We start from the raw sequence: 13,554 nt of genomic DNA, 5'->3' as shown, positions 1-13,554 counted from the left end.
ACCATGCTTTCGGCGCTGCATATAGGCGCTAGTTTCGGGCCTCACAAGCCGAGAACTTCAGGCTTTTCAGCAACAATGCCGGGCACTGACCTGTTTTCAAACAGTTTTTCGTCAATTTTTCCGCATATGTTTAGGCAATTTTTAAATCTGACTCTCTAATGTCGATCCATATGGTCTTTGTTTGTGTAGAGAGTCCAATGACCGAAGCGATACGTCCGAGAGTAAAATATGTCATCGGCCCCGATGGCAGCCCGCTTACGATTGCCGATTTGCCCCCCGCCAACACGCGCCGCTGGGTGATCCGTCGTAAAGCGGAAGTGGTTGCCGCCGTCCGCGGCGGCCTGCTCAGTCTGGAAGAAGCCTGCGAACGTTACACGCTGACGGTCGAGGAATTCCTCTCCTGGCAGAGTTCGATCTCCGACCACGGCCTCGCCGGCCTGCGCACCACGCGCATCCAGCAATACCGCCATTGACATCGCTTTGAAACAGGGTTGCGAAGGGCCGCACACGCGGCCCTTTCTTGTTGCGTCCGCCCGATGGCGGTGCTGGTCTTACGGCGCGACCGTCAGGGTCGTATGCATGCCGGCGCTGTAATGGCCCTTGATGTTGCAGAGAACCAGATAGGTTCCGGCCTTCAGGTTGACCGTCAGTTTGCCGTCCGCGCCCGGCTTGAGGTCCGAGACTTCGCCCATGCTTTTCAGCTTCTTCTCGTCGACCCTGTCCTTCTTCGTGTTGAAGGGGATTTGCTGATCCGCGGCTTTCAGCTTGACCACGACCATTTCATGCTCTTCGCTGGCGGCATCGTTGTGGACCTGGAAGGTGACGGCGCCGGCTTTTGCGGCCGGCGGATCCAGCGTGATCGCCATGGCGCCGCCGCCCTCGCCGCTCTCCATGACCTTGATCGCGGTGTTTGCGAAGGATGGCGAAGCGGCAAGCCCAAGGGCCGAAGATGCGGCAAGCAGGAGTGCGAAGCGGATTGTGTTCGACATTCAGGAAACCTTTCCTATTGATGTTTGCGCCACCTCGGTAGGGCCTCCACCTGACACGCACCTGAACGCAGAACCGCCAAGGCAGACTTCATGCGAAGCGGATCAAGGCCTCGAACCGGGTCTCACCACCCCTCTGATACGACTGCAGTTGCAGCGATGCGTTCATCTGGGTGAGCAGGCGCTCGACGATGGAGAGGCCAAGACCGGAACCGGGTGAGCGATCGTCGGCGCGATGGAAGCGTTGGCGGATGCGGCTGAGTTCCTGGTCGGTGAACGGCCGTGCGGCGTTGGTAATCGCGATGCTTCCCTCGGCATCGATGCGAATGGTGATCGGTTTGGCCTCTTCGCCATGGTGCATGGCGTTCTCGATCAGGTTGCGCAACACGATCGCCAAAGCATCGGGATTGACCGCGCGCACCAGCCGCGCGCCCTCCTCCATGATCCTGTCGATCCTCTGACGATTGCCGGCATGCCGTTGCATGTCCTCGACCACCGTATCGACGACCGGAATCAGGTCATGCGGCGCCTCGACGAGACCGATGCCGGCTTCGGCGCGGGCGAGTTGCAGCAGTTTCTCGATCAGGGAGGTCAGCATTTTCAGCGATTGCTCGATCATCACGGCGCGTTCGGCTGCGGGTGACGAGCCGAGCTCCTCGATCAGCAATTGGGCCTGTGCCATGGCGCCGGCGATCGGGGTTCTGAGTTCGTGGGCGCTGTTGGCGGTGAATTCCCGCTCGGCGGCGAATGCCGCCGCCAGCCGGGCGAGCACGATGTTGAGCGAATTGGCAATCGGCGCCAGCTCGTTCGGCAGGCCTTGCAGGACCAGGGGCGAGAGATTGCCGCTGTCCTTCTCGGCAATGGCTGTGCGCAATTCGGTCAAAGGCGCCATCGCCCGGCGAATGATGTAGAGAAGCAGGACGACGCTGAGCGGCACCAGGATAGCGAGCGGCAATAGCAGCGCCAAAATGCTGTCCCGCATGGCCTCCGAGCGGTGTGCCAGCGAATCCGCGACCTGGACGAACACCCGGTTATCATCAGCCGCAATGGTGAAGACACGCAAATTGTCGCCCTGCCAGAAGCCTTCGGCCAATGGTGCCTTGAACGGCGCCGGCGGCGTTTCATAGGAATGCATCAGCACCCGGCCATCCCTGGTCCTGACCTGGTAGGTCAGGTAACCGTCGAAGCCGCCATCGGATTTCTGCAGGCGCCGCGGCATATCGGGCAAGTCGCCCTTGCGGACATCGTCGAGCGCCAGCGGCAGCAGCCGGTCGGCGGTCTCCTGCATGGCGCTGTCAAAGATCTCGCCGAATTCATCATGCATCACATAGGCGCCAAGCCCCGCACCCATGCCCCAGAAAGTAATCGTGCACACAGTCAGCCAGCCCACCAGCCGCCGGGTGATGCTGTAAGATATCATGACGCGGCCACGAGCTTGTAGCCGACGCCGCGCACGGTCTGGACACGCTCCTTGCCGAGCTTCTTGCGCAAGCGGCTGACATAGACTTCAACGGTGTTGCTCTCGATCTCCGACCCAAAGGCGTAAAGCGCCTCCTCGATCCTGGCTTTCGAGATGATCGCCCCAGGACGGGCGGACAGCGTGTCGAGCACGGCCCATTCGCGCGCCGACAATTCGATCTCGCGCCGGCCGTCGGTCAGCCGCCGGTCGATGGCGTTGATTTCCAGATCGCCGAATTTCGTCGCCGAGGTCGCGTTGCCGCGGAAGCGGCGGATGACCGCGCCGATCCTAGCCGACAGCTCATCGAGATTGAAGGGTTTGACGAGATAGTCATCGGCGCCGCTGTCCAGCCCGGCGATCCTGTCGCTGATCTGGTCATGCGCGGTGATGATGATCACCGGTGTCGCGTTGCCCTTCGACCTTTGGCTGCGCAATAGCTCGATGCCGGAGCCGTCGGGCAGCCTGAGGTCGAGCAGAACCAGGTCATAGCTGACCGCATCCAGCGCCTCTTTTGCGTCGGCAATGCTGCGCATCCAGTCGACCGCCTGTCCCGCCGAGGCAAGATGGTCGCGAACCGCCGCGCCCAGGACAGCGGCATCCTCGATCAGCAATATGCGCAAAAGGCCTCTCCTTGAGACATCGGTGCTGCTAGTGTAGCCGAGTCGCTCAAACGCCGATTGATTTGAAGCAATAGACCTCTCCGCGAAATGGTTGGGTGCCATTCAGGTTATTGTCAGGCGGATGCGTCAAAAGGCGGGCAGATCAAACGCGAAAAGGCATCCCATGACAAATATTCGCACCCGCTACTCCCTGGCGCAGCGCGCCCTGCACTGGCTGACCGTTCTCCTCGTCTTCTTCAATCTTCTTTTACCCGGCAGCATCGAACACGTTACCGATACATTCGACGACGGCAAGGTCCCCAGCCCGGCCGATATGTTTTCGGCCAATCTGCACATCTATGCCGGCTTTGCGATCCTGGGCCTGACCATACTCCGGCTGCTCATGCGGCTGATCCAGGGCGCGCCGGGCAAGCCTGCCGGCGAGCCGGAGATCTTTCACCTCCTCGGCACGATGTCGCACGCTGTCTTCTACGCCGTGCTGATCGTCATGCCGCTTCTCGGCATCGCCAAATATTTCTTCGCCATCGACATCGCCGGCGATCTGCATGGCGGTCCGGTGAAAGCGCTGCTCTGGGCGCTGATCGGCCTGCATGTCGCAGCCGTGCTCGTGCATCAATTCTGGTGGAAGACGAACGTTCTCGCCCGGATGACCGGCGGTGCGGGGTAAAAAAGTTCAGCGATAAGGGTGTGCTTCAAGGCAACAATAAAGAGCGCAGACAGCACAACCGGCGATCGGCGACCGCTAAAGATTGGCCAACGCCATCCACTGGTCGGAGTTTCGCTCCAGATGTTTGAGCAGCGTATTGCCGAGCAGCTCGATGTCGTCACGGCTGCGCATCGGGCTGCTCTTCGGGCCAAGCACGCCCTTGAACTTCACCTGGAAGGTAAAACGCCCGTCCGGTTGGGCCTCGATGATCACCATTGTCTCAGGATCCAAATGCAGCACAACGCGCCTCCACACGAGATACTGAGACGATAGTAAATATAAGGAGTTATTTTACAAGCAGATTCGCAAAATGCTTATATACGGATGGAGTTTCGCTAGGATGCCGCAATATGTGGCTGGAAATGATACAGGATTCTACTGAAATTACGCTTCGGACCATCCTTCTGCCCGGTCCCCGCGACCAATCGATCTAGGCCTGCGAACCTTGGGCCAACCCGATCGCCAGCACCTCTTGACCCGCGCTCTTATGGACATTGCAGGTTTCCCGAGTCTCGATATAGTGCCGATCTTACAATTCGACTTATCCAGCAAAGCAACCTGGCGCGTTTTTTCCATGATGTTGGACGCTGCAACATGCGCTCATCGTCACGACAACGTTCCAGTGCTCGCAAAGTCCATCTTGGGAGAAATACAAATGATGACCGTCGACGATCCAGGACGGAAGGAATTGCGGGACGCCTGTGGTGACGCTGCCGATATCCCGGATCTACTGCAAGAACTTGTGAACAGGGCAGTCGCACTCGGCAAGCTCGGGCGCCACGATGATGAGATCGCCGTCTACGATGACATTGTTGCCCGCTTCGGCGCAGCGACCGAATTCCCATTGCGCGAACAAATCGCCCTGGCGCTCCTCAACAAAGCAACCCGGCTTGGCGCGCTCGGGCGCAACGAAGACGAGATATATGTCTACGATGACATCCTTGCCCGTTTCGGCGCGGCGACTGAATTGCCCCTGCGCGAAGCATTCGCCACGGCGCTCCTGCGCAAAGGAGTGGCGTTTGCCGCGCTTGGGCGAACCGATGACGAGATTGCCGCCTACGACGGCGTCGTTGCCCGCTTCGGTGCAGCGACGGAATCGACCCTGCGCGCAACAGCCGCCACGGCGCTCATGAACAAGGGGATCCGGCATACCTTGCTCGGGCAAACCGAGGCTGCGATTGCTGTATACGACGATGTTATCGACCGCTTCGGCAGCGAAACCGCATTGTCCATATGCGAGGAAGTTGCCAAGGCGATGTTGAACAAGGGAGCGATGCTCGCCGAACTGGGTCGCCATGCCGGCGCGATCGCCGTCTATGACGACATCGTCGCCCGCTTCGGCACTGAGATCGAGGTGCCCCTGCGCGAACAGGTCGCCATGGCGCTGGTGAACAAGGGAGACGAGCTCGGTGAGCTCGGGCGCAGCGACGCTGCGATCGCCGTCTACGATCACGTCGTTGCCCGCTTCGGCGCGGCCACCGAATTGCCACTGCGCAAACAGGTCGCCATGGCACTTTTCAACAAGGGAGCACGGGTCAGCGCGCTCGGGCGCAGTGACGACGAGATTGCTGTGTGCAATGACATCCTCACCCGCTTTGGCGCGGCAACCGAATTGCCTCTGCGCGAAAAGGTGGCCAAGGCGCTTGTGAACAAGGGGACCACACTCGACGGGCGCGGGCGCGGCGAGGAGGCGATTGCGGCGTTCAACGAGGTCCTCACCCGCTTCGGCACCGCGGCTGAATTGCCCTTGCGCGAACAAACTGCCAGAGCCCTCGTCAACAAGGGGACCACGCTCAGCGAGCTTGGGCGCAGCAAAGATGCGATCGCTGTCTACGACGATGTCCTCGCCCGGATCGGCACGTCGACGGAATTGTTCATGCAGAGAGAAATTGCCAAGGCCTTGATCAACAAGAGTTACGACCTCCGCGATCTCGGGCGCATCGACGATGCGATCGCCGTCTATGACGATGTCGTGACGCGCTTCTCCGATGCGTCAGAACCGCTCTTGCGCGAATCGGTCGCCAAGGCACTCATCGGCAAGGGCGTGTCGTTCAACATACTTCAACGCGGTGGCGACGCGATCGCCCCGTTTGAGGAGGTCGTCACCCGCTTTGGCACGGCGCAAGACTTGGCCCTGCGCGAAAACGTCGCCACGGCGCTCCAATATAAGGCAAGGACGCTCGGCGAAATCGGGTTTACCGTAGACGCGGTTACCGCCTGCGACGTCATGATCTCCCGCTTCGGCAATGCGACCGAGCCGACCTTGCGCGAACTGGTCGCGGAAACGGAGATCATCAGGCGGAATTGTCTACGCGCGCCCCTGCACTGAGAATCGGCCTGGCCATTCCCCAAATACAAAAAAGCGCGGCCATCCCGCCGCGCCTTTTTTTTATTTGAGACAACCCTCTCAATATGTATCGACATTAAACGCCAGCGCCTTGGCCTGGCGGACCGCCGGATTCGCCGTCAGCTTGGCCAGCACCTCGTCCTTCACCGGCTCATCGACATAGAGCAGCGCGATGGCGTCGCCGCCCTGGCGGTCGCGGCCGAGCTGGAAGTTGGCGATGTTGACGCCGCCTTCGCCGAGCGTGGTGCCCATATAGCCGATCATGCCGGGCACGTCGGTATTGGTGATGTAGATCATGTTGGCGCCGACATCGGCGTCCATGTTGATGCCCTTGATCTGGATGAAGCGCGGCTTGCCGTCGGAGAACACCGTGCCGGCGATCGAGCGGGTCATCGTGTCGGTCTTCACCGTCAGCTTGATATAGCCGTCATAGACGCCCGACTTGTCGCGCTTGACTTCCGAGAGGATGACACCCTTTTCCTTGATCATCACAGGCGCCGAGACCATGTTGACATCGGCCACCAGCGGCCGGATCAGGCCAGCGAGCAGCGCCGAGGTCAGCGCCTTGGTGTTCATGTTGGCGGTGGCGCCATCATAAAGAATCTCGATTTCCTTGATCGCATCCTCGGTGACCTGGCCGACAAAGGCGCCGAGCACATCGGCGAGCTTGATGAAGGGTTTCAGGATCGGCGCTTCTTCCGCCGTGATCGACGGCATGTTGATGGCGTTCGATACCGCGCCCTTGATCAGATAGTCCGACATTTGCTCGGCCACCTGCAGGGCCACATTTTCCTGCGCTTCCGTGGTAGAGGCACCGAGATGCGGTGTGCAGACGACGTTCGGCAGGCCGAAGAGCGGGCTTTCGGTGGCGGGCTCAACCTCGAACACGTCGAAGCCGGCGCCGGCGACATGGCCGGACTTGATCGCTTCGGCAAGGGCTGCCTCATCGACCAGGCCGCCGCGGGCGCAATTGATGATGCGCACGCCGGGCTTGGTCTTGGCGAGCGCCTCGGCATTGAGAATGCCGCGCGTCTTGTCGGTCATCGGCACATGCAGCGTGATGAAGTCCGCGCGCGCCAGGAGATCGTCGAGCTCGACCTTGATGACGCCCATTTCCTGCGCCCGTTCGGCCGACAGGAAGGGATCATAGGCCAGAACATGCATCCTGAGGCCGAGTGCCCGGGCGCAGACGATCGAGCCGATATTGCCGGCGCCGATGACGCCCAACGTCTTGCCGGTGATCTCGACGCCCATGAATTTCGACTTTTCCCATTTGCCGGCCTGGGTCGAGGAGTCGGCGGCGGGCAACTGGCGGGCGACGGCGAACATCAGTGCGATGGCGTGTTCGGCCGTGGTGATCGAATTGCCGAATGGCGTGTTCATCACGATGATGCCGCGGCGCGAGGCGGCCGGGATATCGACATTGTCGACGCCGATGCCGGCGCGGCCGATGACTTTGAGATTGGCAGCGCCGGCAATCAGCTTTTCCGTCGCCTTGGTGGCGGAGCGGATCGCCAGGCCGTCATAATTGCCGATGATTTCCTGCAGTTTGTCTTTGTCCTTGCCGAGTTTCGGCTGGAAATCGACCTCTACGCCGCGATCGCGAAAGATCTGGACAGCGGTTTCCGAAAGTTCGTCGGATACGAGAACGCGCGGTGCCATGAAGGCCTCCTGAAAAGAAGTTATGTCTGAGAATTGGGGAGCCCTTCCGCATGTCACGGAAGGGTCATGCAATCAGTCGGGCCTAATCAGGCAGCCTTGGCATGCAGCGTCGCCTTCTGCTTTTCGAAGGCGAAGGTCAGCCACGGGGCAAGCGCCTGGAGATCGGCGGTGTCGATCGTGGCGCCGCACCAGATGCGCAGGCCCGAGGGAGCATCGCGATAGGCGCCGATATCGACGGCGACGCCCTCCTTTTCCAGGATGGCGACCACGCCCTTGGCAAACTCTTCCTGGCCGGCGGCGTCGAGCGCAGTCACGGCCGGATCGACGATCTTCAGGCAGACGGAGGTGTTGGAGCGCGTTTCCGGCTTTTCAGCCAGGTTGGCCAGCCAGGGATTGGCGTCGCAGAAATCGAACAGGACCTTGGCATTGGCGTCGGCACGGGCCATCAGCGCTGCAAGGCCGCCGAGCGACTTCGCCCAAAGAAGCGCATCGATATAGTCCTCGACGCAGAGCATCGACGGCGTATTGATCGTCTCGCCCTGGAAGATGCCTTCGCTGAGTTTCCCACCCTTGGCCATGCGGAAAATCTTCGGCAGCGGCCAGGCCGGCTCATAGGTTTCCAGCCGTTCGACGGCGCGGGGGCTGAGGATCAGCACGCCATGTGCGCCCTCGCCGCCGAGCACCTTCTGCCAGGAGAAGGTAACGACATCGAGCTTGGCGAAGTCGAGATTCTGCGCGAAAGCAGCCGATGTCGCGTCGCAAATGGTCAGGCCCTTGCGGTCGGCCGGGATGAAATCGGCGTTGGCGACGCGCACGCCGGAGGTCGTGCCGTTCCAAGTGAAGACCACGTCGCGGTCGAAATCAACAGCGGAAAGGTCGGGCAGCTTGCCGTAATCGGCATTGAATTTTCTGACGTCTGCGAGCTTGAGCTCCTTGACGACATCGGACACCCAGCCCGAACCAAAGCTTTCCCAGGCGACCATATCGACGCCACGGGCGCCGAGCAGCGACCAGAGCGCCATTTCGACGGCGCCGGTGTCGGACGCGGGCACGATGCCGATGCGATAGTCGGCCGGCACTTGCAAAACGTCACGCGTCAGGTCGATGGCCTGCTTGAGCTTGTTCTTGCCGAGTTTGGAGCGATGRGAGCGGCCAAGCGCTGCGTCTTTGAGCACGTCGAGCGACCAATTGGGGCGCTTCGAGCAGGGGCCGGAGGAGAAGTGCGTGTTTGCCGGACGAGCGACAGGTGCTGCGAGTTCTACCATGATAAACTACCCTTCCAGGTATATGGCCTCTCGTTGGGGAGAGGTGTCCCGCCGCCGTGAATATGGGAGGGGTCGATTCAAGTCAAGCGACAAGTGGCGCAAACAGGGGATATTTTGCCGCAGGCATACAAATGCAGAAGGCGGGCTCTCGCCCGCCTTCTGCAATAAGAAATGATTTCAGATGCTTACCAGCCCGTCACCCGCAGACCGGCGCGGATTTCCTGGCGTGAAAAGCCGCCATCAGTGCCCTTGATTCCGGTGGCGCCATTGCTCTTGTCGGACGCGCTCCAGTCGACCATGTCGCCGCCGGCGACGTCGGAATAGCGGTAGCTGAGGTCGAGCTTCATATTGGTGGCGATGTCGTAGGAGACACCGGCGGTCAGCGCATAGCTGAAGCGCCAGCTTTCGAGGCCGCCATAGCGCGCATCCTTATAGTCGACACCCTTGTCGCACTTGCCGCCGCCGTCGATGCAATATTTCGATACGGTGAGCTTGCTGTAATCGACATTGGTCATGCCGGCGCCGGCGCCGAGATAGGGCGTCAGTCCCCAATAGGTGCCGAGATCGACATAGCCGTTGGCCATCAGGCCGAGCGAATAGATGTCCTGCTGGTAGCCGTTGCCGCAATGGGTTCCCGCCCCTTGCAGGCCGCAGGGCTTTGCATTCGTCGACTTGCCGTCGAGCGAGCCCTTGAAATAGTCGAGCGTCAGGTCCGACCGCAGCCAATCGTTGAACTGGTAGCCGGCGCCGGCATTGAGCGAATAGTCGCCGCTGAAGCGCTGGCTGTCGAATTTCTGCGCCGTATAGGTGTTGGCCGCCGGCTTGTAGGTCTTCACTGTCGGCTTGCTGAAATCCACCGTCGCGTTGTAGCCGAGATCGCCGCGGATATACCAGCCGGTCGCCGTGTCGATCGTGGTGATCTCCGGCACGTCGTCTACCGGCGGCGGATTGTCGAAAGCAAGCGCCGGCGTGGCCAGGCCCAGCGCGAGTGCTGCGGCGAGAATCTTGCGAACAGTCATGGCACGTCCTTCCAGGAAACCGGCGCGAACCGGCACGATCGATGGAAGAACTATGCCAAGGAGTGGTTAACCTGCGGTTAAGCATATTCGCAAAGGCATTGTTTACCTTGTCTATTAACCCATTTTCGATCGCCTTCGGATTGCGTCATGCCACCGGAACGCACCACGACCTGCATCAGGATACAAGTTCGGGCTTGGTCGCAATCAAGTCCAGATGTTGTTCTTATTCTCGACCGGCACACGTTCCGGCAACGGGATTGTTTGCGTCTCTTGATCCGGTTCGCCATGGCGCTCTCGATCTCTAACCGGCAGTGACCATGCGTGATAGAACCAAAACCAGTTCTGCGGCGTTATTGGCCTGCTCTGAGAAGGACATGACTATGAAGAATGCTCTTGCAGCGGCGCTCGCCGCGACATGCCTTGCAACCATCTACGCATCCACCGGTTATTCGGCCGACAGGATCGTTTATGAAGAAGACCATCGCGGCGGCGTCCGTATCGGCATGCTTGCCTGCGATGTCGGCGAAGGCGGCGGCTATCTGCTCGGCTCGGCAAAGGAATTGAACTGCGTCTTCCGTTCCAGCAATCATCGCAGCGACAACTATACCGGCTACATCAAGAAACTCGGGGTCGATCTCGGCTATACCAGCCAGGGCCGCATCGTCTGGGCGGTCTTCGCGCCGACCGCCGGCTATCACCATGGTTCCCTGGGTGGCATTTATGTCGGCGCCTCGGCGGAAGCGACCCTTGGCGCCGGCATCGGCGCCAATGTGCTGCTCGGCGGCACGCGCGGATCGATCCAGCTCCAGCCGCTGAGCATTACCGGCCAGATCGGCCTGAATGTCGCGGCTGCGAGCACGACGGTGACGCTAAAGCCGGCGGAATGACGCGCAACGCCGCGTACATGACACGCGCAGCCGATCGGCGGTCGCGCGCGTGTCGTCGTTGGTTGAAGAGGCGTCCCATCGCCTAAAATTCTTCCGGGCCAATTGCTGAACGCGGCAAGCGCGGCGGACGTCAGCCCTTCGCCACTGTCTCATAGTAGGGCATGACCGCCACCCTGCCCGTTTGCGACAGCAAATCGGCCGCAGTGTCGAGTGCGGCTCTCCAGGCCGACCCCCGCTCCCATGCCTCACGAAAAGCATCGGTGAGATCGCGGCTACCGCCCGTATCTCTTATCGCTTCGAAAAGCAGTTCCGCTTGCCGGATATCCTTGTCCCGTTTTGCCCTGCCGCCGGCATCATCAGGGCGGCGGCTGGCGACGATCAGCTTGTGAACTGCAAACCGTTCGGGCGCGGGGACGACAACTGAAACGCCAGCGCCATGCAAGAGGATCGTTCGCACCGGGTCCCGCAGCAAAAAATCCATGAACCGCAGCGGTTCAGCGCCGGCACCACCAAGCGCAGGCATGGGTGCCGGTTCGTCTGCATAGTCGTCGGATCCTCGATTTGTCGTCAGAAACTCCACCCGATAACCGCTTGCATTTCGAAAGGCATTCGATCGGGGCGAGCCACTCAAATGCGGTAGCGCACGAAAAGTCGGATCGACCAGTTGCAGGAGATCGAGGATGGGAGGAAGAGAATCCTCAACTTCGGCAGAGATTGCATGGTCCTTGGCCAGATCCGCGTCGCCCGTCATGACCGCGGCAGCGGGCAAGCGGACGCCAAGAAGGGTCGCGTAGCATTGAAAGGCGACCGTACCGACGAGCACGCCGCGCAGTCGGAAGAGGCCGGCATTGGCGAACGCCTCGACCACATCGCCCGTGAACCTTTCCGGCGCGCTCAACCCAGCTTCTCGCGTCAATGCCGAAACGATCCTGCGGCGGCTTTTATAATCGTCCTTAATCTCCCTGAACTCTTCCACGCGCGCTGAGATTTCGGGATTATCGACAGGCCCGACATAGTGCCGCTTCTGTCCGCCCTTTCCATCGGGTTGATCAAAATACCAATAAGCGCGATGATCGACCACGACCCGAATGAACCGTCCCGAAGGCGGGAAATCTGCCATCCATTGCGCATCGAATGTCCGCTGCTGCAACTCCGCAATCATCGTCCGGAACATGAGGTCGATTTGTTTCATGCCTGTTCCTATACTATTTTCGCAATTCTAGTATAGCAGATGAAAATGAGCAAGCCGCGGGTGTTGGCAGGTCAAGCGAACAGCGCACCCATGCATAGCCGTCGCGAAAAACGCACCACACGGGACCATTTTCCCTTGACCCGGTGCCCACCACGGCCTTTCGTCTCACCATTGCAAGACGCCGCCGATGGAGGAGCCCATGTCCCAATCCTATCTCGACGAAATCGCCGAACAGCCCGAGGCCATCCGCCGCCTGACCCGGCTGCTCACCGATGACTTCTTCGAGCGTGYCGGCGATATCCGCCAGCTGATCCAGGGCGGGCAGATCCGCCATGTCGTCATTACCGGCATGGGCGGCTCGCTCTACAGCGCCTATGGCTCGTGGCTGAGGCTCAGCCAGAGCCTGCCGGTTCCGGTCTCGCTCTGGGATACATCGGAACTCATCCAGCAGGCGCCGGGCCTGTTGCGCGAGGGCACGCTGATCATTGCCGTCACCCAGTCCGGCGAAAGCGTCGAACTGCGGCGCATGGCCGAGATCGACGGCCATAGCAGCATGCGGGTGAGCATCACCAACACGCCGGACAATTCGATGACCCGCTGGGCGAAGTTTTCGATCGCCACCGAAGTCGGTCCCGAGCAGACGGTCTCGACCAAGACCTATACAGCCGGTCTCACAGCGCTTTATATGCTCGAAGAAGTGCTCATCGGCCGCGGCAACACACTGCCGGCCGAGATCGCCGCACTCTCCGATGCGCTTTCTAGCCTCCTGCCGCGGGCGGAGGCCCAAGCCGCCCGCCTCGCCGATTTCGTCGGCCATGATGCGCCGATCATGTTCATCGGCCGCGGCGCCAGCTATGGCAGTGCGGCCATGGCGGCACTGGTGACGGCGGAGGCCGCCAAGGCTTCGACGACGGCGTTGAGCGGCGGTCAGTTCCGCCATGGACCGCTCGAACTGGTTCGTGAGGGGTTTCGCGCGATCATGTTCATGGGCAATGGCTCGACACAGGAGCTCAACCGCAAGACCGCCGCCGATATCGCCGCTTTCGGCGGGCGCTGCCTGATCATCGAGCCCGAAGATGCCGTGACCCTGGCGGTCGCGTCGATCCTGCCCTTCCCGCTACCCACCGTCGCCGAGGGCCTGCTGCCGGTGCTGGAAATCGTCCCCATCCAGCTGATGATGGTGCCGATGGCGCTTGCCCGTGGTTTCGAGCCGGCCAAATTTCTGAACGGCTCCAAGATCACCGCCATCGAGTGAAGTCCTGAATCGGGATAGGGGGGAGCCAATCAGCTCCGCCCCTCCCACACCACCCGGCATGCGGGTCCGCACCGGGCGGTTGGAGCGGTTGAAGTCGTCAGGCTTATAGTTCTCCCGGCCCGACGCTTGGGTTTGCTTATTCTGGTTCGGCGGGTT

Annotated in this window: 13 protein-coding genes; 5 read left to right on the top strand and 8 right to left on the bottom strand. The window is 60.8% G+C overall.

Translation table 11 applies throughout. The features are described from left to right. Positions 1 to 197: 197 nt before the first annotated feature. Positions 198 to 473: a CtrA inhibitor SciP gene (gene sciP, locus AC1DYF_RS34450; protein ID WP_477882633.1), complete on the top strand. Its 276-nt coding sequence runs from the start codon at positions 198 to 200 to the stop codon at positions 471 to 473. Between the two features lie 78 nt (positions 474 to 551). Here the strand turns inward: sciP and AC1DYF_RS34445 are convergent, their stop codons facing one another. The 3 genes from AC1DYF_RS34445 to AC1DYF_RS34435 form a co-directional block, all read right to left on the bottom strand. Next, positions 552 to 989, bottom strand: a complete 438-nt coding sequence (locus AC1DYF_RS34445; protein WP_477882631.1) for a plastocyanin/azurin family copper-binding protein — start codon at positions 987 to 989, stop codon at positions 552 to 554. Between the two features lie 88 nt (positions 990 to 1,077). Next, positions 1,078 to 2,406: an ATP-binding protein gene (locus AC1DYF_RS34440; RefSeq protein WP_477882629.1), complete on the bottom strand. Its 1,329-nt coding sequence runs from the start codon at positions 2,404 to 2,406 to the stop codon at positions 1,078 to 1,080. After that, positions 2,403 to 3,065 (bottom strand): response regulator, encoded by a 663-nt coding sequence (locus tag AC1DYF_RS34435; protein WP_477882628.1) that lies wholly within the window; start codon positions 3,063 to 3,065, stop codon positions 2,403 to 2,405. Before AC1DYF_RS34435 ends, AC1DYF_RS34440 begins: the two co-directional genes overlap by 4 nt. 163 nt (positions 3,066 to 3,228) lie before the next feature. Between AC1DYF_RS34435 and AC1DYF_RS34430 the strand changes: the two genes are divergently transcribed. Further along, complete coding sequence (locus tag AC1DYF_RS34430) at positions 3,229 to 3,732, top strand: cytochrome b (RefSeq protein ID WP_477882626.1); 504 nt, start codon at positions 3,229 to 3,231, stop codon at positions 3,730 to 3,732. A gap of 75 nt (positions 3,733 to 3,807) precedes the next feature. On the opposite strand, the gene AC1DYF_RS34425 is transcribed toward AC1DYF_RS34430, so the two are convergent. Continuing rightward, positions 3,808 to 3,987 carry a hypothetical protein gene (locus tag AC1DYF_RS34425; RefSeq protein ID WP_477882625.1) on the bottom strand — a complete coding sequence of 60 codons (180 nt, stop codon included), beginning with the start codon at positions 3,985 to 3,987 and terminating at the stop codon, positions 3,808 to 3,810. A gap of 229 nt (positions 3,988 to 4,216) precedes the next feature. Between AC1DYF_RS34425 and AC1DYF_RS34420 the strand changes: the two genes are divergently transcribed. Next, positions 4,217 to 6,100, top strand: coding sequence for a tetratricopeptide repeat protein (locus AC1DYF_RS34420; RefSeq protein ID WP_477882623.1), 1,884 nt, complete (start codon positions 4,217 to 4,219; stop codon positions 6,098 to 6,100). 78 nt (positions 6,101 to 6,178) lie between these two features. Here the strand turns inward: AC1DYF_RS34420 and serA are convergent, their stop codons facing one another. From serA to AC1DYF_RS34405, 3 genes are all read right to left on the bottom strand, one after another. Beyond that, complete coding sequence (gene serA / locus AC1DYF_RS34415; RefSeq protein WP_477882621.1) at positions 6,179 to 7,780, bottom strand: phosphoglycerate dehydrogenase; 1,602 nt, start codon at positions 7,778 to 7,780, stop codon at positions 6,179 to 6,181. A gap of 86 nt (positions 7,781 to 7,866) precedes the next feature. After that, positions 7,867 to 9,045, bottom strand: a complete 1,179-nt coding sequence (locus tag AC1DYF_RS34410) for a phosphoserine transaminase (RefSeq protein WP_477882620.1) — start codon at positions 9,043 to 9,045, stop codon at positions 7,867 to 7,869. A 185-nt stretch (positions 9,046 to 9,230) separates the two neighbouring features. Further along, entirely contained in the window at positions 9,231 to 10,064 is an 834-nt protein-coding gene (locus AC1DYF_RS34405) for an outer membrane protein (RefSeq protein ID WP_477882619.1), read from the bottom strand. Between the two features lie 380 nt (positions 10,065 to 10,444). On the opposite strand from AC1DYF_RS34405, the gene AC1DYF_RS34400 reads away from it, so the two are divergent. Then, positions 10,445 to 10,951, top strand: a complete 507-nt coding sequence (locus AC1DYF_RS34400; protein WP_477882617.1) for a DUF992 domain-containing protein — start codon at positions 10,445 to 10,447, stop codon at positions 10,949 to 10,951. A 130-nt stretch (positions 10,952 to 11,081) separates the two neighbouring features. On the opposite strand, the gene AC1DYF_RS34395 is transcribed toward AC1DYF_RS34400, so the two are convergent. Next, positions 11,082 to 12,143, bottom strand: a complete 1,062-nt coding sequence (locus AC1DYF_RS34395; RefSeq protein ID WP_477882616.1) for a nucleotidyltransferase family protein — start codon at positions 12,141 to 12,143, stop codon at positions 11,082 to 11,084. Between the two features lie 199 nt (positions 12,144 to 12,342). Here AC1DYF_RS34395 and AC1DYF_RS34390 point away from each other — a divergent pair, with 199 nt between their 5' ends. Then, positions 12,343 to 13,398, top strand: coding sequence for an SIS domain-containing protein (locus tag AC1DYF_RS34390; protein WP_477882615.1), 1,056 nt, complete (start codon positions 12,343 to 12,345; stop codon positions 13,396 to 13,398). Positions 13,399 to 13,554 lie beyond the last annotated feature (156 nt).

It is taken from the genome of Rhizobium sp. P2_G9, from assembly GCF_056403475.1.
Note: the sequence above shows the minus strand (reverse complement) of the source record. Positions and strands in the feature narration are given on the sequence as shown.